This window comes from Vibrio sp. B1-2, from assembly GCF_963888445.1.
GTDB lineage: Bacteria > Pseudomonadota > Gammaproteobacteria > Enterobacterales > Vibrionaceae > Vibrio > Vibrio anguillarum.
The window spans coordinates 20,793-44,566 of record NZ_CAWPJH010000002.1 but is presented as its reverse complement, the minus strand read 5'-3'; the positions used below and the strand labels follow the sequence as shown (position 1 = coordinate 44,566).

26 protein-coding genes are annotated in these 23,774 nt (G+C 39.1%); 21 read left to right on the top strand and 5 right to left on the bottom strand.

What is annotated here, in order from left to right; genetic code table 11:
* Window positions 1–82 precede the first annotated feature (82 nt).
* The 17 genes from AACQ75_RS00890 to AACQ75_RS00810 all read left to right on the top strand — a co-directional run bounded on the left by AACQ75_RS00890 (window position 83) and on the right by AACQ75_RS00810 (window position 14,507).
* Window positions 83–400, top strand: a complete 318-nt coding sequence (locus AACQ75_RS00890; protein ID WP_249339380.1) for a DUF4144 domain-containing protein — start codon at window positions 83–85, stop codon at window positions 398–400.
* A gap of 773 nt (window positions 401–1,173) precedes the next feature.
* On the top strand, window positions 1,174–1,422 hold the full coding sequence (locus AACQ75_RS00885) for a DUF3297 family protein (protein ID WP_026028286.1): 249 nt from the start codon (window positions 1,174–1,176) through the stop codon (window positions 1,420–1,422).
* Window positions 1,423–2,126: 704 nt separating this feature from the next.
* A complete protein-coding gene (gene def / locus AACQ75_RS00880) occupies window positions 2,127–2,630 on the top strand; it encodes a peptide deformylase (RefSeq protein WP_170889270.1) in 504 nt (167 codons plus the stop codon).
* Window positions 2,631–2,804: 174 nt separating this feature from the next.
* A complete protein-coding gene (locus AACQ75_RS00875) occupies window positions 2,805–3,575 on the top strand; it encodes an alpha/beta fold hydrolase (RefSeq protein WP_170889269.1) in 771 nt (256 codons plus the stop codon).
* 599 nt (window positions 3,576–4,174) lie between these two features.
* The gene (locus AACQ75_RS00870) at window positions 4,175–4,774 is read left to right on the top strand and encodes a pentapeptide repeat-containing protein (RefSeq protein ID WP_170889268.1); all 600 of its coding nucleotides are present in this window, start codon (window positions 4,175–4,177) and stop codon (window positions 4,772–4,774) included.
* A gap of 616 nt (window positions 4,775–5,390) precedes the next feature.
* A complete protein-coding gene (locus AACQ75_RS00865) occupies window positions 5,391–5,948 on the top strand; it encodes a 3'-5' exonuclease (RefSeq protein ID WP_170889267.1) in 558 nt (185 codons plus the stop codon).
* Between the two features lie 157 nt (window positions 5,949–6,105).
* Window positions 6,106–6,546, top strand: a complete 441-nt coding sequence (locus tag AACQ75_RS00860) for an excinuclease (protein WP_170889266.1) — start codon at window positions 6,106–6,108, stop codon at window positions 6,544–6,546.
* Window positions 6,547–6,688: 142 nt separating this feature from the next.
* Window positions 6,689–7,414, top strand: coding sequence for a hypothetical protein (locus AACQ75_RS00855; protein WP_170889265.1), 726 nt, complete (start codon window positions 6,689–6,691; stop codon window positions 7,412–7,414).
* Window positions 7,415–8,159: 745 nt separating this feature from the next.
* Window positions 8,160–8,507 carry a DUF3024 domain-containing protein gene (locus AACQ75_RS00850; protein ID WP_017042813.1) on the top strand — a complete coding sequence of 116 codons (348 nt, stop codon included), beginning with the start codon at window positions 8,160–8,162 and terminating at the stop codon, window positions 8,505–8,507.
* 153 nt (window positions 8,508–8,660) lie between these two features.
* Window positions 8,661–9,449 carry an HNH endonuclease gene (locus tag AACQ75_RS00845; protein WP_170889264.1) on the top strand — a complete coding sequence of 263 codons (789 nt, stop codon included), beginning with the start codon at window positions 8,661–8,663 and terminating at the stop codon, window positions 9,447–9,449.
* 150 nt (window positions 9,450–9,599) lie between these two features.
* Window positions 9,600–10,016, top strand: a complete 417-nt coding sequence (locus tag AACQ75_RS00840) for a VOC family protein (protein WP_170889263.1) — start codon at window positions 9,600–9,602, stop codon at window positions 10,014–10,016.
* 151 nt (window positions 10,017–10,167) lie between these two features.
* Entirely contained in the window at window positions 10,168–10,593 is a 426-nt protein-coding gene (locus AACQ75_RS00835) for a hypothetical protein (RefSeq protein ID WP_170889262.1), read from the top strand.
* A 138-nt stretch (window positions 10,594–10,731) separates the two neighbouring features.
* A complete protein-coding gene (locus AACQ75_RS00830; protein WP_170889261.1) occupies window positions 10,732–11,616 on the top strand; it encodes a putative phage abortive infection protein in 885 nt (294 codons plus the stop codon).
* A 149-nt stretch (window positions 11,617–11,765) separates the two neighbouring features.
* Window positions 11,766–12,224: a GNAT family N-acetyltransferase gene (locus AACQ75_RS00825; protein ID WP_170889260.1), complete on the top strand. Its 459-nt coding sequence runs from the start codon at window positions 11,766–11,768 to the stop codon at window positions 12,222–12,224.
* A gap of 154 nt (window positions 12,225–12,378) precedes the next feature.
* A complete protein-coding gene (locus tag AACQ75_RS00820) occupies window positions 12,379–12,957 on the top strand; it encodes a DJ-1/PfpI family protein (RefSeq protein ID WP_170889259.1) in 579 nt (192 codons plus the stop codon).
* 140 nt (window positions 12,958–13,097) lie between these two features.
* Window positions 13,098–13,592 carry a hypothetical protein gene (locus AACQ75_RS00815; protein ID WP_094501685.1) on the top strand — a complete coding sequence of 165 codons (495 nt, stop codon included), beginning with the start codon at window positions 13,098–13,100 and terminating at the stop codon, window positions 13,590–13,592.
* Window positions 13,593–13,766: 174 nt separating this feature from the next.
* A complete protein-coding gene (locus tag AACQ75_RS00810) occupies window positions 13,767–14,507 on the top strand; it encodes a PhzF family phenazine biosynthesis protein (RefSeq protein ID WP_170889258.1) in 741 nt (246 codons plus the stop codon).
* Window positions 14,508–14,622: 115 nt separating this feature from the next.
* Here AACQ75_RS00810 and AACQ75_RS00805 read toward each other — a convergent pair whose 3' ends face one another.
* The 4 genes from AACQ75_RS00805 to AACQ75_RS00790 all read right to left on the bottom strand — a co-directional run bounded on the left by AACQ75_RS00805 (window position 14,623) and on the right by AACQ75_RS00790 (window position 17,815).
* Window positions 14,623–15,291, bottom strand: a complete 669-nt coding sequence (locus AACQ75_RS00805; RefSeq protein WP_170889257.1) for an RloB family protein — start codon at window positions 15,289–15,291, stop codon at window positions 14,623–14,625.
* A 2-nt stretch (window positions 15,292–15,293) separates the two neighbouring features.
* Complete coding sequence (locus tag AACQ75_RS00800) at window positions 15,294–16,571, bottom strand: AAA family ATPase (protein ID WP_170889256.1); 1,278 nt, start codon at window positions 16,569–16,571, stop codon at window positions 15,294–15,296.
* Between the two features lie 715 nt (window positions 16,572–17,286).
* The gene (locus AACQ75_RS00795; RefSeq protein ID WP_170889255.1) at window positions 17,287–17,577 is read right to left on the bottom strand and encodes a type II toxin-antitoxin system RelE family toxin; all 291 of its coding nucleotides are present in this window, start codon (window positions 17,575–17,577) and stop codon (window positions 17,287–17,289) included.
* Complete coding sequence (locus tag AACQ75_RS00790; RefSeq protein ID WP_081245532.1) at window positions 17,567–17,815, bottom strand: type II toxin-antitoxin system Phd/YefM family antitoxin; 249 nt, start codon at window positions 17,813–17,815, stop codon at window positions 17,567–17,569. Before AACQ75_RS00790 ends, AACQ75_RS00795 begins: the two co-directional genes overlap by 11 nt.
* Window positions 17,816–18,102: 287 nt before the next feature.
* On the opposite strand from AACQ75_RS00790, the gene AACQ75_RS00785 reads away from it, so the two are divergent.
* Together AACQ75_RS00785 and AACQ75_RS00780 are read left to right on the top strand one after the other, a co-directional pair.
* Window positions 18,103–19,566 carry an AAA family ATPase gene (locus tag AACQ75_RS00785; protein ID WP_170889254.1) on the top strand — a complete coding sequence of 488 codons (1,464 nt, stop codon included), beginning with the start codon at window positions 18,103–18,105 and terminating at the stop codon, window positions 19,564–19,566.
* Window positions 19,559–20,122 (top strand): hypothetical protein, encoded by a 564-nt coding sequence (locus tag AACQ75_RS00780; RefSeq protein WP_170889253.1) that lies wholly within the window; start codon window positions 19,559–19,561, stop codon window positions 20,120–20,122. The genes AACQ75_RS00785 and AACQ75_RS00780 overlap by 8 nt, the downstream gene beginning before the upstream one ends.
* 294 nt (window positions 20,123–20,416) lie before the next feature.
* Here the strand turns inward: AACQ75_RS00780 and AACQ75_RS00775 are convergent, their stop codons facing one another.
* Window positions 20,417–21,025 carry a YagK/YfjJ domain-containing protein gene (locus tag AACQ75_RS00775; RefSeq protein WP_170889251.1) on the bottom strand — a complete coding sequence of 203 codons (609 nt, stop codon included), beginning with the start codon at window positions 21,023–21,025 and terminating at the stop codon, window positions 20,417–20,419.
* Between the two features lie 846 nt (window positions 21,026–21,871).
* Here AACQ75_RS00775 and AACQ75_RS00770 point away from each other — a divergent pair.
* Window positions 21,872–22,510, top strand: a complete 639-nt coding sequence (locus AACQ75_RS00770; RefSeq protein ID WP_170889250.1) for a hypothetical protein — start codon at window positions 21,872–21,874, stop codon at window positions 22,508–22,510.
* A gap of 689 nt (window positions 22,511–23,199) precedes the next feature.
* Window positions 23,200–23,559 carry a VOC family protein gene (locus AACQ75_RS00765; RefSeq protein ID WP_013868602.1) on the top strand — a complete coding sequence of 120 codons (360 nt, stop codon included), beginning with the start codon at window positions 23,200–23,202 and terminating at the stop codon, window positions 23,557–23,559.
* Window positions 23,560–23,774: the final 215 nt, after the last annotated feature.

The window sequence follows — 23,774 nt, the reverse complement described above, 5'->3', positions numbered from 1 at the left end:
TAAGTGATTAAGGTGGTATGCGGAGACTTCGGCGTTGCGTTGCTCACACCTTAACAGGGCGTTATGTTTATTGGAGAAATTCATGGTCAATTGGCCTTGTGTCCTTAAATTGGATGGTGACGATGAGCTCATTTATTTGGGCTCAGAAACTGACTTGAACTGCGAATGTGTGGGGCTGATTTTTAGCTCAGATGATCGAGTAATCGATTCTGAGGGTTTTGTATATTCATTGGTTTCAGATGCTTCAACAGCGGTTAACTTGGTTGGAAACTCAGTCCAGATTTCAGCAGAAGATGCATCAAGATTGATTCAATGTCACGAGTTTTGTCGAGCTGAAGTTTGTTTGACAAAAATTCAATTTGAGACGGTAAGTGACGCAATTAAGTGCCTGAAATCTTAGGCTAAATAAACATAACAAACGGTTCAAGAGGGACTGCCAACGCGTGGCGGTTTTTGTTCAAATCGGCTTTTGTGATTACGGTTGTTATTTTAGGTTTAGTGTTTTTGCGTTGTCAGCCCCTTAACCGGGCGTTATGCAACTCAGGTAAATTTAAGGGTTCAATCTTTTGGGACTTCTCCGGCCATTCGTTTTGTGTTGTCGGCAAATGAGCACTTTCACCCTCAAATTCGTGGTTAACTCAAACCGTAAAACAGGCAAGTTTCTTTGTTTGCCTCAATCAGTTTTTGGCGTTGGCGCGTTTTGAATTTTGCGGGCGCAAAGTGTGGAAAGCGCAAGTTAACCGATGGCTTCTAGCTTGCTGAATGCTTTGCTTGTTGAGTTTATCTGATCCAAAAGCTTGGTTTGTTGCTGAAAGGTGGACTTTGTTTTGGCGGCTCATTTATCACGGCTCTGGCTTGGGTTGGTTCTTGAATCACTCACCCATTGCAATTGTGGCTTTTGATCGAGTAAAGTCAGTTTATCTTATTGAATTTGCATAACAAACGGCTCAAGAGGGATTGCCAACGCTTGGCGACTTTAGTACAAAATTGAAGTTCAGTGTTTAAGTGTGTTTTTTAAGTTCGGCGGTGCGTTGTCAACCCCTTAGCCGGGCGTTATATGCCCATCTAGTTCTGCGTTCTATACCGCATATGAAATAGCATCTTTACTATGTTGAGCGGTTGGCTTGTATTGTCTACAATAGCGCACTTTTTTACATATTTTAGGTTATGAATATGAACGACACTACAGCTAAACCCGCTTTGCCGGATCACCTTGCTGGTAATCCTCGCAGCCCACACTATGTAGCGGAGTGCTTTGAACATCACATTGGCATTCGTCTAAATGGTAAAGAGCGTACTGATGTTGAAGAATACTGCATTAGTGAAGGGTGGGTGAAAATTCCGTCACCGAAAGCTAAAGATCGTTTTGGCCAGCCGATGCTGATTAAGTTAAAAGGTGAAGTTGAAGCTTTTTATAAATAAGCTGCATTTTATACCGTCCGCATGCAATGTGTTGATAACTGTGTAATTCAATGCATTGCATTCAAGATCTAGCTAGGTTTCTCATCCAAACATATAACAAACGGCTCAAGAGGGATTGCCAACGCGTGGCGACTTTAGTGCAAAATTGAAGTTCAGTGTTTACGGTGTGCTTTTTAAGTTCGGTGGTGCGTTGTCAACCCCTTAGCCGGGCGTTAGGCAAAGTGAGTTTTTATCAGCTAAATCAAGTTGAAATTGAACGATAAATTCCATGTTCTGCTGGTTGAACTTAAGCAATAAACAATCATCACATATTTGTTGTTTCTTGATCGCGTTGGGTTGTTTAGCGTTGTGAATTCAGCGGCAAAATAACCTTCAGTATCCAAACGCCCGCCGAGCATGCTACGCTCATCACTTTTCTTCCAAATCGCTCAATTTGAGTTTTTTGTTTCTTTGCTGATTCAGCATTTTGGTTTATAAATGAATCGGTTAGTTTGTTTCAAGTTTACAAAAAAGCTCGTTCTTTGGTTGTGAAAGTGTCGGTGTCAATCAGTTGGCCTAACAAACGGCTCAAGAGGGATTGCCAACGCTTGGCGGTTTTAGTGCAAAATTGAAATTCAGAGTTTACAGTGTGTTTTTTAAGTTCGGTGGTGCGTTGTCAACCCCTTAGCCGGGCGTTATGAGCTTCCAAGAATTGAAAGGTAAATATGGCAGTTTTAGACATTCTAACTGCACCAGATCCAAGGCTTAAGATTAAAGCTGTAAAGGTGCAGGACATATCGACAGTACAAACATTGATTGACGATATGTTGGATACATTATATGCGACCGACAATGGTATCGGTTTGGCGTCAACTCAAGTAGGTCGTAAAGAGGCGGTTGTTATTATCGATCTATCAGAAAGTCGAGATGAACCGTTAATTCTGGTCAATCCGGAAGTGATTAGTGGTTCAGATAAAGCATTGGGTCAAGAAGGTTGTTTATCAGTTCCTGACTACTATGCAGACGTAGAGCGTTTTACTTCAGTTGTCGTGTCTGCTTTAGATCGCGAAGGTAAGCCAATTACCATTGAAAGTGATGAATTTTTAGCAATCGTAATGCAGCACGAAATCGATCATTTATCGGGTAACTTGTTTATTGATTACCTTTCTCCACTTAAGCGTCAAATGGCTATGAAAAAGGTTAAAAAGTACGTTAAAGCGCACTCTTAACCTCGCTCATAACAAACAATTTAAGAGGGATTCCCAACGCTTGGCATTTTTGCTTCTACTTCAACTTTAGTGGTTACGGTACAATGCGTTAGGTTGGGTGGTAGCGTTGCTCACCCCTTAATTGGGCGTTAGTTTTTTCTGGTCAAATCAATACAAACGTAGTTGGTCGATAAAATGAAAAATAAAAATGGTTATGTAAGTGTTAGTGGCTCCGAGATTTATTACGAGCTTTCAGGTAATCATGACGGCAAGCCATTATTGATGCTTCATGGCGGTCTTGGTTCGTTGAATGAGTTAAGTTCAATTCATAAATATGTTGCTGCTGACTATCAATTGATAAGTATAGATTTCCGTGGTCACGGAAAGTCCCTTTTAGGCAATCGTCCACTTAATTACATGCAATATCAACAAGACGTTCAGCATGTTCTTAGCTATTTGGGTATTGAGAAATATTCGATTTTTGGTTTTAGTGACGGTGGTATCGTAAGTTATCGGTTAGCAATACAAGAGCCGGAAAGGGTATCTTGTTTGGTGACACTGGGCTCGCAGTGGCGATTAGAGGCGGATGATCCATCGGTTGAATTACTAAGTGGTTTGACTGCTGAATTTTGGTCATCAAGGTTTGCCGATGATGTTGCTTTATATGAGGCGTCAAATCCTAAACCAGATTTCCCTAAACTCGTAGACGCTGTAAAAGCAGTCTGGCTTGACACAACAGAATCTGGCTACCCACATGAGTTAGTTGAAAAAATCCGTTGCCCGACATTAGTAATGCGAGGTGATAATGACTTCTTGTTTTCGTTGGATGAGGCAGCGGCTTTAAAGTCGAAAATTGTAGGTTGTAGTTTTGCCAATATTCCATTGACAGCACATTCGTCGCATCAAGAATCACCGGAATTGGTGGGTAAAATGTTAGAGCAGTTCTTATTGCAGCACAAAAACTAACAAACGGCTCAAGAGGGATTGCCAACGCGTGGCGGCTTTAGTTCAAAATTCAAGTTCAGTGTTTACAGTGTGTTTTTTGAGTTCGGCGGTGCGTTGTCAACCCCTTAGCCGGGCGTTAGGCAAGGTGAGCTTTTATCAGCTAAATCGAGTTAGAGTTGAACGGTAAATTCCATGTTTTGTGGCTGGACTTAAGCAATAAATCGTCATCACATATTTGTTGTTTCTTGATCGTGTTGCATTGCTTTTCGTTGTGAATTTAGCGGCAAAATAACCTTCAGCATCCAAACGTCCGCCGAGCATGCTACGCTCGTCACTTTTCTTCCAAATCGCTCAATTTTAGTTTTTTGGTTTCTTTGCTGACTTAGGTTTTTGGTTTATAAATGAATCGGTTAGTTTGTTTCAAGTTTACAAAAAAGTTCGTTCTTTGGTTTTGAAAGTATCATTGTCAATCGGTTGGCCTAACAAACGGCTCAAGAGGGATTGCCAACGCTTGGCGACTTTAGTGCAAAATTGAAGTTTAGTGTTTACAGTGTGTTTTTTTGAGTTCGGTGAGGCGTCGTCAACCCCTTAGCCGGGCGTTAGGCTATTCAGAGGATACGATGACAGATTTAAAAAATAATGAGCAATATTTCGACGTTTCTTTTGAGAAGCTTTCCTCACCTGATGAGAAATATAGCGACGTCGAGTTTGAAGATTGCCAATTCTCCGACTGCGATTTTTCAGCGGTTAAGTTCCAGAAATGTAAGTTCACAAACTGCACATTTGAACGCTGTAATTTGAGTTTGGTGGATTTTACAAACTCAAAGCTCTTTGAGCTTAAATTTCAAGACAGTAAGTTAGTTGGCGTTGATTGGACGAAAGCGACATGGCCAGTTTATCATTCAGACTTTGAGCTAAGTTTTAAGCGTTGTATTTTAAATGACTCGTCTTTTTTTGGCCTGACCTTAAATGAATTGGTTTTGGATGAATGTAAGTTGCATGATGTTGATTTCCGTGAAGGTGACTTTGCAGGTTCAATAATGATTTATAGTGATTTTAGCCACAGTTTATTTATGAGAACAAATTTGCAAGGGGTTGATTTCAGTGAATCAACAGCATACTCCATTGACGTACTAGAAAATAACGTTAAAAAGGCTAAGTTTTCACGATATGAAGCGTTGAGCTTATTAGAAAGCTTAGGTATTGAATTGGTGGATTAATAGCCTAACAAACGGCTCAAGAGGGATTGCCAACGCGTGGCGACTTTAGTACAAAATTGGAGTTTAGTGTTTACAGTGTGTTTTTTGAGTTCGGTGGTGCGTTGTCAACCCCTTAGCCGGGCGTTAGGCAAAGTGAGTTTTTATCAGCTAAAACGAGTTGAAATTGAACGGTAAATCCCATGTTTTGTGGCTTAACTTAAGCAATAAATCGCCATCACATATTTGTTGTTTCTTGATCGCGTTGGGTTGTTTATCGCTGTAAATTCATTGGCAAAATAACCTTCAGCATCCAAACGTCCGCCGAGAATGCTACGCTCGTCACTTTTCTTCCAAACCGTTAAATTTGAGTTTTTTGGTTTCTTTGCTGATTTGAAATTTTGGTTTATAAATGAATCGGTTAGTTTGTTTTAAGTTTGTAAAAAGCCCTGTTCCTTGGTTTTGAAAGTATCATTGTCAATTGGTTGGCCTAACAAACGGCTCAAGAGGGATTGCCAACGCGTGGTGGCTTTAGTACAAAATTGAAATTCAGTGTTTACAGTGTGTTTTTTGAGTTCGGTGGTGCGTTGCCAACCCCTTAGCCGGGCGTTAACTGGCAATATGCTAAGTGGGAAGTTTTATGAAAGAGTATGAAAACTTCTTGTTGGAATATCCATTTATTCCAAGGAGATTTATTGTGATTGATGTTGAAACAACAGGTCTCAATGCCGATTTTGATGAAATTATTGAAATAGGGGCCATACTTTTTGACTTATCAGGTCAAAATCACACTACCTATAACACTTTAATAAAGGCATCCATACCGATCCCTACAAGGATTACTAATCTCACAGGGATAACTCAAAATATGGTGGATGCAGAAGGTGCAGATCTAAGAGAGGAAATGGTCTTTTTGAAAGACTTCATCGGCGATCTACCTATCGTTGCCTACAATGCGAAATTTGATATGAGGTTTATTAGAAAAGGCTTTGCGTTAATCGATCACAAACCTAAAAATAAAATCATTTGTGCCTTCGAAATGGCTAAAAAAGCATGGGATCTTTCAAGTTATAAGTTGGCAGATGTCGCAAATAGATTTCACATTAACTCATCAGGTGCTCATCGTGCTTTGAAGGATTGTGAATTAGCTGGCTTGGTTTATGTTGGTGCAGCTAGGGTTCTTGGCAAAGCCAGTTAACAAACGGCTCAAGAGGGATTGCCAACGCGTGGTGGCTTTAGTGCAAAATTGAAGTTCAATGTTTACGGTGTGTTTTTTGAGTTCGGCTATGCGTTGTCAACCCCTTAGCCGGGCGTTATGCTCTAGTCACAATCAAACTATTTTGGAATTTATCACAATGAAAAAATTAACAATTCTAGCTCTTTTATCACTGGCTTTCTTCTCATCTAACATTTTTGCTAGAGATGATGTGGGTAATTATTCGATTACAAAGGCAATGAGCTCTGAAGTGGCTAAATCTAAATTAGGCTCTGAAGTTTCATTTTACTTTGGCGAGCAGAGTTACGGCAAAGTTCTCAAAGAATTAGGTGAATTTAAAACCAGTAAAAAAACGAACGCTTTCAATAAAACAGATGAAGAAGCGTGCAATTGGGTTTTTCTTTCCGCCATGATTGCTCTTAAAGACAGAGCGATAAAAGAGGGTGGAAATGCAGTAGTTAATATCAAATCAAATTACAAAAATAACCTCACTTCAAGCAACGATACTTTTCAATGTGGTGCTGGAGCCGTAATGGCTGGAGTTGCATTGAGTGGTGAAGTTGTGAAGCTCAAAAAATAAGCATAACAAACGGTTAAAGAGGGATTGCCAACGCTCGTCGACTTTAGTTAAAAATTGAAATTCAGCGTTTACGGCGCGTTTTTTGAGTTCGGTGGTGCGTTGTCAACCCCTTAACCGGGCGTTATGTTTTTATGAGGATTTCATGGGCTTAAGCGATTTTCAGAAGAAAGTATTTGAAATGTCATCTGCTACTAAAGGTCATGCTGGTTTTGCGGCTAAGTCGAGTATTCGTTATGTTGAACGAGCTTTTGAGCTTTCTGGAGTAATGCCTGAAGTTGCGGCATTTTTAGCTATTACTGCTGAAGAAGAGGCTGCAACAGCTTTATTTATTGCTCTAAAAAACAAAAAGTACCTGCGTTCTCAAGAGCTAAAAATGTATGATCATAAGCATAAGGGAGGATTATATCCATTTTTAACTCTTTTAGGCGTTGCATTAAGGTTAAGTGAAGTACCATATCAGTTCGTTATAGAGAACCATAATGGGCGAGATGTACTTAAGACTCAACTGCCGTTTGGAGACTTCTTTATACAGCCAGACCCTCCACTTAATCAGATTTCTGTGGACGCTTCGGGTAATCGTAAAGACTTCTTGCTCGAAGTACGTTCTGTTGCGACAGAACGAGGGATTACGTCAATCTCGCAATATATTAAAGATACAGCTAACAAAAGAAATTTGTTGCTATATGCATCGGCTAGTTCGTTGCCTAGAGTTGAAAATGTTATCGCCGAGCTTCAAAGGCACATTGGTGCAACTATAGTGATCCACATAATTTATCTTTTGGTTATTCAGCATAGTAAACAGAATTTGGTTGAAGAATGTGTAGATGTGTATTTGAAGGTTCAACATAATCTTAAAAATAAAACATAACAAACGGTTCAAGAGGGACAACCAACGCGTGGCATTTTTATTATGCGTTGTTTTTTGTGGTTACGGTGTTATGCGGAAGCTTGGTAGTAGCGTTGGTTGCCCCTTAACCGGGCGTTATGTGTTTGATGAGTTTTTAGGGTTAAATCTACGATTTCATTGAGAATTCGTTCCGTGTTTTCGGCAAGTTGGCTTGGTAGAAATGAATTCGTGAAAGATCTTCAATTGGTCACGTCCAAGGTATCTTGGATTGCCTCAATTAAGTTTTGGATCTGGTTTGTGTTGAGTTTCGTCAGTTTCAAATCGCTTTAATTGAAATGTCTTTTTGACTGATTCATTTGCTGACATTCAGCTCTGAAAGTCTGGTGACGCAAAAGGTTTTATTATGGCTGAAAGGGCGCTTTCTTTGTTGTTGATTCTGTAAGTGGCTTTCTTCGGCTAAGATCGCTGTGAAATTTAGGTTTTGGTAAGCATCGTTTTTTACGTAACTTATTCAAATTTCTTCATTTCTATGGTGGTTTACTTTGAATGTTTAGCTAAATTCACATAACAAGCAATTCAAGTGGATTCTCAACGCGTGGCAGTTTTACTATGCGTCAGGTAAAGTGTTTTACGGTGCAATGCGGCGGCTTGGTCAGTGCGTTGTTCACCACTTAATTGGGCGTTATGTACTTTCTCGAAAATTAACCTAGCCAACGTATGAAATTAGGTCGTAAACTTAGCTTAATTAAAGGGTTAGGTGATAGATATGGCATTTTCAGAAATTGAGCAACAGCGTTACAGAAAGGCAGTGGAGAAGTACCTTGATTCTTGTCGACCGCCAGAAGAGATCCGCAATCAACTTGATATTGGGTATCGGTTAGAGGGGCAGGTCATCGAAATCTTCGAGATACGTCCTAAGTGGAATGATCCATCCGAAAAAATGGAGTGCCCAGTAGCCAAAGTCAAATATTATAAGTCGCGTGACGCGTGGAAAATTTACTGGATGAAATCCGACCAAAAATGGCATTCGTATGAGCCAATCCCAGAGATTCAACTTCTAGAAGCTTTCTTGGAAATACTAGAAGACGATACTTATGGGTGTTTCTGGGGATAGAACCAACCACGTACATAACAAACGGCTTAAGAGGGATTGTCAACGCGTGGCGGCTTTAGTACAAAATTGAAGTTCGATGTTTACAGTGGTTTTTTAGTTCGGTAGTGCGTTGTCAACCCCTTAGCCGGGCGTTAGGCATTAAGAGGTATAGTTATGAATATATGGCGTCTGATTGCTCATCACGAGCATGCACTAGAATCAATTGAGCTAATGAAAGCGTTAGGTTGTATTGCAATTGGTTGGTCAGATATTGGGGATTTGTCTGCCATCAATCCTAACGAACAAGCAGAAATTACCAATTTAATCCATGCGAGTTACCCAGATTTAGGTAATGCCCATTTAGGTGGGCCAACTTTATGGAATCTTTATAAAAACATGGAGATAGGTGACTTTGTTATAGTTAATGCTGATGGACGACGTAATTGTGTATTTGAGATTTCAGGGCAATATCTTTTCAATACAGATAATCCAATTCTTGGATATATGCATCAACGCTCTGCAATTCTTACTGATATCGATGCTGAAAGATTGTGGCTAGAATGTGGTGCAAATGTTCAAGATGGACAAAATATTCGTTGGACACTAGCCAGTTGTATGTTTTCGGGAAGTGCCGAGAAAACTATACTTTTTGAAGGCACAAAATTTTCAGTCATGTCAACAGCGTTTGAGCGTAGTCCAATTGCGAGGAGTCAATGCATTGCGCGTTATGGATATAATTGTGCAGCCTGTAGAATTAATATGGAAAGCAAATATGGAATCATTGGGAAAGAGTACATACATGTACATCACCGAACAGATCTGGCGTTGAAGGGGGGCGCTCATGCAGTAGACCCGATTGAAGATTTAATCCCTTTATGCCCTAACTGCCATGCAATGATTCATAGAGAAAAACCAGCAATGTCATTAGAAAAATTAAAGAAAATACTCGCAGCGCATGCCTAACAAACGCTTCAAGAGGGACAGCCAACGCACGGCATTTTTACTATGCGTTGGTTTCTGTGATTACGGTGTTATGCGTAAGCTTAATAGTAGCGTTGGCTGCCCCTTAAGCGGGCGTTATGCTACCAGTCGAAATCTTCAATAAGGGATACTATGAAACAGAACATTGTCCATATTGCTTTAGTTATAAAAGATTATGATGAAGCCATTGATTTTTATGTAAACAAACTCAAATTTGAACTTATTGAAGATACTCATCAACCTGAACAAGACAAACGTTGGGTGGTTGTGGCTCCACCAAATTCTCATGGTGTTACGTTGTTACTTGCCAGAGCCTCGAAGCCAGAGCAGCATGATTTCATTGGAAATCAAGCAGGCGGTCGAGTATTCCTGTTCCTAAATACTGATGATTTCTGGCGTGACTTTAAGCGTATGAAATCGATTGGTATTAACTTCGTCCGCGAGCCAACAGAAGAAGACTATGGAACTGTAGCAGTGTTTGAAGACTTGTATGGAAACTTGTGGGATCTTCTTCAATTGAATCCAAGCCATCCAATGGCAAAAAGGTAGCATAACAAACGCTTCAAAAGGGACAGCCAACGCGCGGCATTTTTACTATGCGTTGGTTTCGGTGATTACGGTGTTATGCGGTAAGTTGGTAGTTGCGTTGTCTGCCCCTTAAGCGGGCGTTATGTGCTGTCGATAAAAGGAGATATTGAATATGAACTCATCTTTAAGTGTACCAACTGACAACCCTTATAAGTTAATGGCAATTGTTGGCGCCGTTGTTTTCGTATTCAGTCTTTATTTCTTACTTAGCCAAACTTACACATACAACGATATTGTCTTCCAAGCCGCTGAGAAAATTTCAATTATTGAAGCTCAAGATGACTTGCCCGATAGTGTTAAAGAAGACCGTATTTCTATTGAAAATAGGAAAATTGAGATTGTGAGTAAAGATAGGAAATATTTTCCTTATCTTTGCGGTGTAATTGCAGGCTTGGGTGGGCTACTTTGCGGTATTGGGTTCAGGCACTGGATATTTGAAGTTTATCCAGATGAAGAAGCAATGCGGAAAGAGCAGTTGAAAAGTTTACGTTTAGCTAATAGGACAGCATCAAGAGTTAAGCTGGGAAAACGCACATAACAAACGGCTCAAGAGGGATTGCCAACGCTTGGCGACTTTAGTGCAAAATTGAAGTTCAGGGGTTACGGTGTGTTTTTTTGAGTTCGGCGGTGCGTTGTCAACCCCTTAGCCGGGCGTTAAGTGTCTAGGAAGAAAATAATGACGAAGAAGATTAAACAATATCATTCTAAGTTTACACGTATTACTTATAGGAGCTTTATTGGCTTTGTTGGTAATTCTGGTGGTGCTATAACAAAGAGCTTGTACAAGCTCTTTGTGTTTGCATGTTACGCTGTAATTACAGTGTTATGTGTGAACTTACTTTCTATCGGGAAAAGTTCCTTTGGCGAGTGGGGTGATTTCTTCGGTGGTGTGTTAAATCCCATTCTGACATTTTTAACCTTCATGGGGTTGCTGTTAACGATAGTACTGCAAAACCGTGAATTGAGAGAAACTCGTGTAGAAGCAAAGAGAAGTGCCGATGCATTAGTTAGTCAAAATGAAGTTTCAGATAAGCAATTATTTGAACAAACTCTATTTAATATGTTGTCCTTACATCAGCAAATTCTAGGTGCGATCGACATTTATAACACCAGCACCAAACAAACGACTTTAGGTCGTGACTGTATAAAGGTTTTTTTCGAACGATATACAAAGGAAGCTTCAGGATTAGGGATGGGAGCTAATTTTGATAATAAGTCTTTGGAAAAAGAATTGCGTCATTTAGATAGAATATGGGACAAGTTTTGGGTGTCTCATAAGAGCGAACTTGGGCATTACTTTCGGTTTTTGTACAACATAATACGATTTGTCGATGAGTCTAAGGTAGATAAGGTGACTTATATTCGAATTGTTCGCTCTCAATTGTCAGATCAAGAGTTGGCGCTGTTGTTCTACAATTGTTTATCTGTACATGGACGTGAAAAGTTTAAGCCTTTAGTTGAAAGGTATGCACTTTTCGATAATTTGCCTATGACTATGCTTATCAAAAGGGAGCATAGTGACTTGTATGCAAATTCCGCCTATGAAGGAACAAACACTTAACAAACGGTTAAAGAGGGACTGCCAACGCGTGGCGTTCTCAGTTCAAATCAATATTTGTGATTACGGTTGTTATTTTGAGTCCAGTGTTTTGCGTTGTCAGCCCCTTAACCGGGCGTTATATGCCTTAGTCAATTTAGGAAGTCGCAAGGATGCATTTAAGAGAAGCAGAGGTTCATGAGCTCGACGCAGTATACTCAATCGGCTTTGATGCGTGGAGTGACGGGCTTTCCTATGAAAAATATTTATCCGCTTGTCGTAGCAGCAAAAAGTATCAAGCTGGAATTTGGTATGTGCTAATAGAAAATGAGCAAATTCTATCGTCTCTCATTGTCTATCATAATTTATTTGACCTTAAAGACGGTTGCTTTGGTATAGGTTCTCTCGCTACACCTAAAATGCTTCGTGGTAAAGGTTATGCTTCCAACTTGGTTAATCTTGTGAAAGCAGACTTGTTCGCAAAACTGAACTGTAAAGCCATATTCTTACATAGCGATATTGACCACCAGTTTTATAGCAGGCTTGGTTTCATCGCTATTGAGGGCTCTAATTGCATGTATGCCCCAAGTGACTCTTTTGGTTTTGATGGTTCGATACCAAGTTACTTTTAGTTATGAGTTCAGCATATAACAAAGCGTTTAAGGCAGATTCGCAACGCGTGGCATTCTCAGTTCAAATTGAGTTTTGTGTTTAAGGTGTAATGGTTTAGGTTAGGTGGTAGCGTTGCTCACTACTTAACGCGGCGTTATGTGCATGGAGGCACTAATGGACATTGGTATTTATATTTACGATGGGGCCGAAGTTCTCGATTTTTCAGGACCTTTCGAAGTTTTCAGTACAGCTAAACGATTAGGTGCAGAAAGCTGGAATGTATTTTTAGTTTCAGAAAACTTGGAACCAGTGAAAGCCAGAGGTGGTTTTACTGTTTTACCCGACTATTCGTTCCTGCATCACCCTCAAATTGACCTATTAATCGTTGTTGGTGGTATCCATACGAACGAAATGAATAAGACCAATGTGCTTCATTGGGTTGCATCAGTGGATAAGCACGCTAAACATATTGCATCAGTTTGTACCGGAGCATTCATATTAGCTAATGCGGGTTTGCTGAAAGGACTTGCTGTTACGACTCATTGGGAGGATATATCTGAGCTGAAACAACGGTTTCCTGACTTAGTCGCTGTGGAAGACAAACGTTGGGTAACAACAAGCAAATACACCACGTCGGGTGGTATATCTGCGGGCATTGATATGAGTTTGTTCTTGGTATCAAAGTTTCATAGTCAAAGCCATGCTGAGTTAGTTGCCCATCAAATGGAGTACAACTGGCAAAAATGCACATAACAAACGGCTCAAGAGGGATTGCCAACGCGTGGCTACTTTAGTGCAAAATTGCAGTTCAGTGTTTAAGTGTGTTTTTTGAGTTCGGCGGTGCGTTGTCAACCCCTTAGCCGGGCGTTATACGTTCTCGGAGGATTTTAGTCTTGGAAGAATTAGTTCAGAAATTAGCATTAATTGATGAGCTAGAAACTTGGAAAGAATATAGCCAAGGTTTTAGTCCTCAGGATAAGAAATTAGCTTTTGAGCGTGCTCAGGCTCTGTGGATAGCACGAAAGGTTTCTGAGAATGCGCTTTATCTTCATCCTGATGTTATTTCCGATCTTCAACGTCAAAGTTGGATTCCAAATGATTTACAAAAGCGCATGATTTGGGCTAGCGTTTTGGTATCTGCTGAGGGTGTTCGAAGTAGAGAACGTTTTAAATCAATTAAAAATAGTCTCATAAATAGATATGGTCGAGATTGGTGGGAAGACGTTTATAAACGTCAGAAACCAGCTTTTGCGGCAAAAGAACGTATTCGCAAGCAAATTGCTTCTAATGGCGCCGCGGTTAATATGCTGATGGCAAATACTCATCTATTTGGGGAAGTGGCAAGAGATCAAATTACTTCTGCTTTGAGTATGGTCCCCAAGTGGTAAACACGTATAACAAAGCGTTTAAGACGGACTCCCAACGCATGGCGTTTTCGGCTTACTTTGGTTTAAGTGTTTATGTCACAATGGTTTAGGTAAGGTGGTTAGCGTTGCTCGCCACTTAACGCGGCGTTAAATTGCAGTCAAGGATGGTGGATTATCAAAATTGATATTTATGATGTGTTTATTGGCGAATCGGCCTTTGGCAACCCTTGCGGGGTACTAGAGCTAAAGAGCTGGCTTTCTGATACCGAGTTACATCAAATCACCCGTGAAGTTGGACAGCCTGTGACTTCGTTCATTACTCACATCGACGGACAGTTTCACATTCGCTGGTTTGCATTGGATGGTGAAATTAATCTTTGTGGTCACGGGAGTTTAGGCGCTGGTGCCGCGATCCTTTCTAAGTACCAGCTAGAAAATGTAGTTTTCAACAGTAAACATGGTGAAGTGGTGATTGCTAAGAGAAATGACCAATATTCATTGTTATTACCCAGTTGGGAAGGTAAGCCTTGTGCTGTTCCAGTAGAAATCTCTGATTTAGCGACAGATGCGATTGATGTTTTCTCTACCCGGGACTTAGTCTTGGTTTTGTCTTCGGTTGAGACTGTAATGAATTTCCAGCCAGATGATGAGCGCTTGAGAAAAATCAATGAATACCATGCTCTGATTGTAACGGCTGCAACTGGTAATAGTGGTTATGTTCTAAGATACTTTGCACCAAAAATTGGCATATCTGAGGATTTAGCAACAGGTTCAGCACAGTGCTCTCTTGCACCGTATTGGTTTAAAAAACTTGGCTCCGACTCATTGAATGTACGTCAACTTTCAATGTCAGGTGGTTATTTTGAAATAGAGAGAACAACTAAAAATTCAATTACAGTATTTGCCCAAGCAAAGCGGCGAGCAATTGCAATTTAACAAACGGCTCAAGAGGGATTGCCAACGCGTGGCGGCTTTAGTACAAAATTAAAGTTCAGTGTTTACGGTGTGTTTTTTGAGTTCGGCGGTGCGTTGTCAACCCCTTAGCCGGGCGTTAGCCGCTTTTTAAGTCCTGTAAGTATTCAACTAACTCATGCACAAGAGTCGTGGGATTATCAGTATGGTTACTATTTGCAGTCTTATTTGCTCTAATGGCGTTTTGTTTTGCGAACTCAAGTTGTCCAAGTAGTTGAGTGAAAATAGCATTATCACCCTTGGAGTAATTGGTAATAAACACCTTCAAGTCCTTTATTACTTGATCCGCAATACTTGATTTTCCGCTTGAATGGTATGGTTTAGTGGAATATTGAAAGTGCAATAGCAACCAATACTCAAAGCATGGTACTGAAGTTACAGCAAGAAACTTTGAACAAGATTTATGGTTATCTATATCAACAAGTGTTTGTGCATAACTAGAGTGAGAATCCTTGTCGAAGACACAATACACACGGTCATATGCATCACCGCATCTTTCTTCTATTTGTGCCAACTCTTTGGCTCTCTCAAAGACACTTTTAGGGCTTGAGCCGCAACTACCATCAACGGCAACATTTGCTGAATTGAGCTTATAATGATTTACCTGTTCATTAAAATAATTTGGTTCGGTTTTTTCACCTTCACAAACAATTAAAACTTTCTCATAGGAAGAACGTTTAGACTTTCTGCGAGAAAGTTCTCTTTCTGCTTTTGCTTTTCGCTTATGGTGCAAGTCATCTGAACCCATGTTTACTTTAGCCCTTTATTTATTGATCTAACAAATGGCAATGCGCCGTAGCGACCGGACAGGTAACCAAGTTCAAGGTTCTCTTTTTCTTTTCTAGGGCTAAAGTCCGTTAAAGGATAAAGAGTAGTTTCTTGATTCTCATCTTTTTCACAGAACCAGATTTGATCTCTGCGGAATACATCCTGATTTAGAATAGATGTTTCATGAGTAGTAAAGATCAGTTGCGCATTTTTGGGGTTGGTTTTTTTATTATGGAATAATGAAACTAAGTGTTTAACCATCTTTGGATGAAGATTATCATGTAATTCATCGACAACCAAAATGTATCCATTTTTTAAAATGTCCAACCAAGGTCCGACGAAAGAGAAAAATTTCTGTGTACCGTCCGATTCATCTGTAAAATCAAGTGGAACTAGTTTTCCAGATTTTGTTTTATGAATGGTTTTAATTTCGATAATTTCTTTATCTTTCATTTCTCGAATTAGGGTTTCTTTTAACTCATCGGGAAAACCCTCAGGTAGCGAATTAGGATCAAACTTTTCTTTTTCAATGTTAATATCGTGAATGTTAAAATCAGCTGCTTGAAGAAAATCTAAAATTTCTTCTTTTGAATCTTGGCTTTCACATTGCGAAGCTGTAAAAGTAGGCCCCCATCCACTAACATTAGTTGGTTTCAATTTTTCTTTAAACCAGTTAAACGCTGGTTTTAGTTGATCACTATTCAGCTGTACTGCTGTAGATAGAAAAAGAGCGTTGGCTCTTGTCGCATTCTGCCAAACGCTTTTAGAACCAAATAGGTTATCGCTAAATTTATAATCATAAACATTGTTTTCTTCATCGAAAACCCTAGAAAACCATCGTTGTGGACGTCCTTTGGGATAAGCAATCAACCATTCTTCAAAAACTTGAAGTTTTGTAGCAGTAAAGCCGTATTGGTACTTAATACCTTCATTTACAAATACTGCTTCAAATTCACTAGGTGCTTTAGCTGAGTCATCATCAAATAAAAATGGATCAATTGGTAGATTGTCACCCTCTTGAATTTTAGACGCAGAGTTTCTCACGATAACATCCATGTCGACTAATGCTTTGATTAAATTTGATTTCCCAGCAGCATTAGCACCGTACACTACAGCAGAATGTAACAGTGGCGCTACAGAAGGCGCGTCGGGAGAGAATGAATTTGTATCCTCGAGTTCGTCGCCTTTATCTTTGACCATACTAAGCACTTGTTCATCTTTGATTGAACGATAGTTCTTAACAGTAAACTCAATTAACATTTTTAACTTGCCTTGAAATGTATTTCATGACGTCATTCTAGCACTGTAAAATGTAAAGTCACCATCGCAAGGTGTTTTGGTGTGTTTTTTTGCACAAATCTGTCAAAACTACGAATATAATCGGCTAACAAACAATTTAAGAGTGATTCCCCACGCTTGGCATTTTTGGTTTGGGTTTAGTTCAGTGTTTATGGTGTCCAATTTGAGTGTAGTGGTAGCGTGGCTCACACCTTAATTGGGCGTTAGGCAAAGTGAGTTTTTATCAGCTAAATCGAGTTGAAATTGAACGGTAAATTCCATGTTCTCATGGCTGAACTTAAGCAAATGAATAATCATCACATATTTGTTATTTCTTGATCGCGTTGGGTTGTTTGTCGTTGTGAGTTTAGCGGTGAAATAACCTTCAGCATCCAAACGTCCGCCGAGCATGCTACGCTCGTCACTTTTCTTCCAAATCGCTCAATTTTAGTTTTTTGTTTCTTTGCTGAGTTGGAATTTTGGTTTATAAATTAATGGTTTAGTTTGCTAAAATTTACAAAAAGCCTTGTTCTTGGGTTTTGAATGCCTTGTTGCCAATCAGTGGGCCTAACAAACGGCTCAAGAGGGATTGTCAACGCGTGGCGGCTTTAGTGCAAAATTGAAGTTCAGCGTTTACAGTGTGTTTTTTGAGTTCGGCAGTGCGTTGTCAACCCCTTAGCCGGGCGTTATACCACAATCAGTCGTTGAGCCTTGTCATCGCTTTTCTGTATACATCGCTACGTTCACGTTTACCTACGGCTAAAACGGTAACAATAACTACGTCGTCTTGCACTTTGTATACTAAGCGATAGCCAGATTGGCGTAATTTGATCTTATACATGTTCTCTGCCCCGGATAATTTTGATGCAGGAACATGTGGGTTAGCTAAACGTTCAATCAGTTTTTTCTTAAATTGCTGTTGCAAAGTAGCGCCGAGTTTTTTCCACTCTTTAAGTGCGCTACTTTTAAATTCAAGATTATAAGTCATCGATGCTCACCGAAATGCTTGATTCAGACTCGCGTTCTTTTGCTATAGCAAGTAGCTCAATATCTTCAAGTTTGTCCATCATCATTTCGTATGCGGCAGCTGGCACACAGTAAAATGCTGGCTCATTTCGGTTTAGCACGGCTACTGGTTCACCATAAGCACTTGAAGCAACCTTCATCGGGTTCGCTTTAAACTCAGTAATACTTGCAGCAACATCAGCTAATATTCTAGTGGTCATTTAAAAGCTCCTTAAAGCAGTCTTTAACTTGGTCATTTTAGTTGCAAACAAGCGGTATAACAAGGTGTTTAAGACGGATTCGCAACGCTTGGCGGCTCCAGTTCAAAGTTTTGCTTATGTGCTTATGTGCTTATGGCACAATGCCTTTAGTTTTGGTAATAGCGCTGCTCACCACTTAACACGGCGTTAGTTTTCTATCACATATTGTGATTATTGCGCTAGAATGCATATCAGCTACATTGTATACTTCAAGTTTAATATCTGCGTTAGTTTGAGTTGGTTAATAAGTGAACATTACAATTAAAAATTTTGGTCCCGTTAGAGACTTTAGCATTGATTTGAATAAAGATTTCCATTTGTTAGTTGGTAAAAACAATATCGGTAAATCTTATGCGATCACAGCTGTTTACTTGATCGTAAAATCCTTTCTCGAAATGTCTTCACATTCAAACCCTTTTGGCTTTAGGCATCAGTTTTTGTTTGACGATACGTTAAGTCCAGACGAAATCGAAGAAACTACAGAAGAACTGTCAGCGTTGGCTAAAAAACTAAAACCAAGAGAAGAAGTTGATATTAAGAACTACGTTTTAAAAGATGTAAAAAAGACTTTTGAGGCGATCTTCTTACAACGGTTAAAAAACTCTTTTGCAAATACCTTTACTTCTTTGGATAATTTGAGAAATCGATATTCAAATGAAATTCCATCGATAAATATTGAGTATGATGGTATGAGTTTTGAAATTGTCATAAACGAAGAAAGATTTGAAATAAAGAAATTTAATATAGATAAAGGATTTTGCTTAAAAAATATAAAGCAAAATAGAGATCCGAACTTTAATGGAAATAAATACACTCTATATTATTGTGAAGGAAAAGAAAACGAATTTAGAAACGCATATATACATTTTATTTTCTTTAGGTTTGTTATAGGTTTTATTAATGGTTTTAGCTCAATTATAAATAGTGTTCACTATCTTCCTGCGAGTAGGTCAGGGTTATATCAAGCCTTAAGCGCTTTTGGTCAAATAATTGCAGAGCTTTCCAAAAACCGTTCGTTTCTATCTAAAAAGATTGAGTTGCCAGGGATTTCTGAGCCAGTAAGTGATTATTTTATTCGACTTTCAGATATTCGAGTGCAAAAGAAATCTTTTGAAGATAAAGAAATAAACAAAATTGCAAAAGAAATCGAAGAAAAAATTCTGAAAGGGCGTGTAGAATTTAATTCCCAAACAAAACAGTTGATGTTCTATCCAATAGAAACAAACCTTAAGCTCGAACTTTCATCAACATCATCGATGGTCTCAGAGTTGGCACCTATAGTTTCATACCTGAGGTATGTGCTTACAGAAAATGCGAAACGTACAAGGAGGAAAGTAAACTCAAAAGTTAGACCTGCTTGTAATCTTATAATGATTGAAGAGCCAGAGGCGCACTTACATCCAGAAATACAATTGTTATTAACAGAAATATTTTCTAAGTTAGTAAACCAAAATGTTAAGTTGGTTATTACATCCCATAGTAACTATATTTTCAATAAAGTTAATAATCTTATAATGTCTGACACTTTATCAGTCAATCGGGTAAGCTCTGGAGTTTTCAAGTCTACAAAAACAGGTTCAGTATTGCATCAGTTAGAAGTCAATGAATTGGGCGTTGAAGATAATAACTTTAATGATGCAACTTCTGCTCTGTTCGATGAAAAGATGGAAATCATTTCTAAGCTCAATGGCAAGGAGTATGCTTGTGATTGAAGCGATCTATAGTAATGATGATTTAAGAGCAATCTGTAAAAATGAAGTTAAAGAAAATAACGCATGTGTCAATTTAGACTCAAGTTTTTATTTGGATAATGGTGGTCTAAATGATGAAAAAATAATAAACTTGGCTGTTGATGAATATTACAATGGTCTTGGTTTGGGGAATACTCCCCCTTCGATTGATAATTTGTTAGTTATTAATAGAGGAGATAGAAAGTTCGCAATTTATCTAATAGAGCTTAAAGATGTAAAAAAACTTAGTAGGTTGTGTAATATTAATATAAGATCTAAGTTTAATACCACTATTGACGATTTTATGCTCGAACGATTCAAATCTGAATTTGATCGAGATGACGTTAAGATAACTGATTTGAATTTGTGGTTGGTTTGTAATCGGTTCTCGTTTATGAATAAGTCTATAAGCGATGAGGATTACGAAAAGAGAATAAAAAATACTATTATTGAAAAGTTAATGATGATTCCTCCATTTAGGTATAAAGGAAGGGTCGGAATGCTTAACGTAATGTTTAATAATGCTGAAATATGTTAGATAAATAGCTTAGAAAACTAACAAACTGTTTAAGAGTGATTCGCAACGCTTGGCATTTTTGCTATGCGGTGCGTTTTGTGTGTAAGGTGGTATGCGGAAGCTTCGGTATTGCGTTGCTCACACCTTAACAGGGCGTTAGGTTGCTTGAGAATTTAAAGGAACAACACCTATCATGTGTTACCCTCGCTCCTTTGATAATGATTCTCATTTGCCTATTTGGCGAGGTTTGCGATTACCCCTGTGGGTGTGCATTGGCGTGTTGTTTAAACCTTGCTGTGGGCACTCTACGGGGCTTTAAATGGCATTCTGTATTCTTACTTGAGATGAGCCAATGTTTTTACCGGATAAATTGAAGTTTTTAGTGCGCACCTTGCAAAGGTAAGCACAATGTTCAAAGATTAGCTTCTTTGATTCGGGATTGCTTCTATCTATAAACTTATATTTAAGGTTGCTGTCACACAAATAAACTAGGTTGGTGTTGTCCGTGTTGAGTATTTCACACCAAAGCTGATTAACTAGTCCCATTATACCTCCTGCTTTTTTTCCGGCAGGAAATCCTGTTTTATGTGTCTTGTTATAATCAAGGAAGAGTGCGCAGTGATAGTGGGGATTGATGCTATTGTTCTTTTCTCTGACCCAAAAGTAGTGAGCGTGCTTCTGGCTGTATTGTTTGTTAAGTAGTCGCTTCTTGAGTTTGGTGAAAAGTTCAGATATTACCTTGTCACTATAATTGAATTCCTTAGGGAATTTTAAATCAAATCGAATGTAGAGCACTCGTTTGTATTGGTTAGTTATTGATTCTATTACTGAGTTTAACTTTTCGAGATATTCTTCGATGTATTGGTTGTCTGGGTGTAACTGATATTTCAGATAGTGACTTACTACATGATAGTTCTTATTCAATAATGTATCTCCTGTATTAAGGGTATATTGTATTAAAGGTATGTATTATTATTTACCTTTATTGTTTTTTGTAGGCGAAATAGCTCGAACCACGATGGGAAGTGGCTTGGTGAATATTGAGTGTGGTGATATTCTTAGGAAAGATAGCGGAATCAATATATATTATATCACTAAGTCTTAAATTTAAAAATGGATTAATTTACCTAACAAATAATTCAACGTGATTCACAACACTTGGCAATATTGGTTTGCATTGGTTTGCATTGGTTTGCATTGGTTTGCATTTGTTGCGGTGTTTACGGTGCAATGCAGTAAGTTAACTGGTATGTTGTTCACACGTTAATTTGGCGTTAGGCAAGGTGAGTTTTTATTAGCTAAATCGAGTTGGAATTGAACGGTAGATTCAATGTTTTCTGGCTTAAGTTAAGCAATAAATAGTCATCACATATTTGTTATTTCTTGATCGCGTTGGGTTGTTTAGCGTTGTTAATTCAGCGGCAAAATAACCTTCAGCATCCAAACGTCCGCCGAGAATGCTACGCTCGTCACTTTTCTTCTAAATCTCTCAATTTGAGTTTTTTGGTTTCTTTGTTGATTTAGCGTTTTGGTTTATAAATGAATGGGTTAGTTTGTTTTGGTTTGCAAAGAAGCCTTGTTCTTTAGTTTTGAAAGTGCAGGTGTCAATTGGTTGGCCTAACAAACGGCTCAAGAGGGATTGCCAACGCATGGCGACTTTGGTGCAAAATTGAAGTTCAGTGTTTAAAGTATGTTTTTTGAGTTCTGCGGTGCGTTGTCAACCCCTTAGCCGGGCGTTATGCTGCTTATAAGCTTATGGGAATTTGATAAATGGAATGGTTTATTGCTGTAGTTAGCGTACTAATTGGTGCTGTAGTAGGTGCTCTCGTTAGCTACCTATTTACCGATAAGAACAATAAACAAAGAACAAAAAGATTAGAATCAGCTTTCTACAATGAGTTTGAGTATCTATCAGAGACGCTCGAAAATTGGTTCCCCACCTTAGTAGTTGAATACCAAGAGCCATTAAGGGAGCAATATTCAGGCTTGCCATTTTTGGATCTTTCATTAATTGATGCACTTGTAATCGAACTGGCGAGCACTGATAAGGTCGTAACTCCAGCACAAAGGAAACTTATAGTTCGCCTACGACCGGTAGTCACAAGCCTTGTTAAAAACAACGAAAAGCGCGGCAAATATGCAGATTCTTGGATGTTGAATAGTCACACAATGGATAACTCTGAAGAACGAGACTGCTCGAAAAATATAAGTTATTACACAGGACTTCTTCTAGTTGATGTAACTCAGGTAATCTTCCATCTTAAAAAACTAAGTGCAGAAAAAGAGCGTTTCACCTTTTCAAAAGGATCAACTAGGGAGGATCTGGTTAAAGCATGTTGCTCCTCTAGCGTTATTCCCTATGATGAAACGGTGTGGAAACCTATGCTTCTTAGGTTGGGACTTAAGTAACAATAATCAGCATAACAATCTGTTTAAGAGTGATTCGCAACGCGTGGCATTTTTACTATGCGTTGCGTTTAGTGTTTAAGGTGGTATGCGGGAGCTTCGGTATTGCATTGCTCACACCTTAACAGGGCGTTATGCAACTCAGGTAAATTTAAGGGTTCAATCTTTTGGGACTTCTCCGGCCATTCGTTTTGTGTTGTCGGCAAATGAGCACTTTCACCCTCAAATTCGTGGTTAACTCAAACCGTAAAACAGGCAAGTTTCTTTGTTTGCCTCAATCAGTTTTTGGCGTTGGCGCGTTTTGAATTTTGCGGGCGCAAAGTGTGGAAAGCGCAAGTTAACCGATGGCTTCTAGCTTGCTGAATGCTTTGCTTGTTGAGTTTATCTGATCCAAAAGCTTGGTTTGTTGCTGAAAGGTGGACTTTGTTTTGGCGGCTCATTTATCACGGCTCTGGCTTGGGTTGGTTCTTGAATCACTCACCCATTGCAATTGTGGCTTTTGATCGAGTAAAGTCAGTTTATCTTATTGAATTTGCATAACAAACGGCTCAAGAGGGATTGCCAACGCTTGGCGACTTTAGTACAAAATTGAAGTTCAGTGTTTAAGTGTGTTTTTTAAGTTCGGCGGTGCGTTGTCAACCCCTTAGCCGGGCGTTATACGCTATATGGAAATTTAACAATGGAGTCGTGAAATGAATCAGAATGAAAAGCTGAATTATGTCGAGTTTGCAGCAAAAAATTTAGAAGCAACAAAATCATTTTTCTCTTCAGTTTTTGGCTGGGAATTTACTGATTATGGTCCTGAATATACAGCATTCTCAAATCAGGGTTTAGATGGCGGTTTTTTTAAAGCTGACTGTTGTAGTCAGACAGCATCGGGTGGTGCACTTCTTATCTTTTATAGCTCAAACATAGAAACCACTTTAGCCAAAGTCCAGAATAGCGGTGGTCAAATTATTCGCCCAATTTTTGATTTTCCCGGAGGCTGTCGTTTCCATTTTATTGAGCCAAGCGGTAACGAATTTGCAGTGTGGTCGGAAGCACGCGTATAACAAACGGCTCAAGAGGGATTGCCAACGTTTGGCGACTTTAGTGCAAAATTGAAATTCAGGGTTTACAGTGTGTTTTTTGAGTTCGATGGCGCGTTGTCAACCCCTTAGCTAGGCGTTATGCAACTCAGGTAAATTTAGGGGTTCAATCTTTTTAGATTTCTCCGGCCATTCGTTTTGCGTTGTCGGCAAATGAGCATTTTTACCCTAAAATTCGT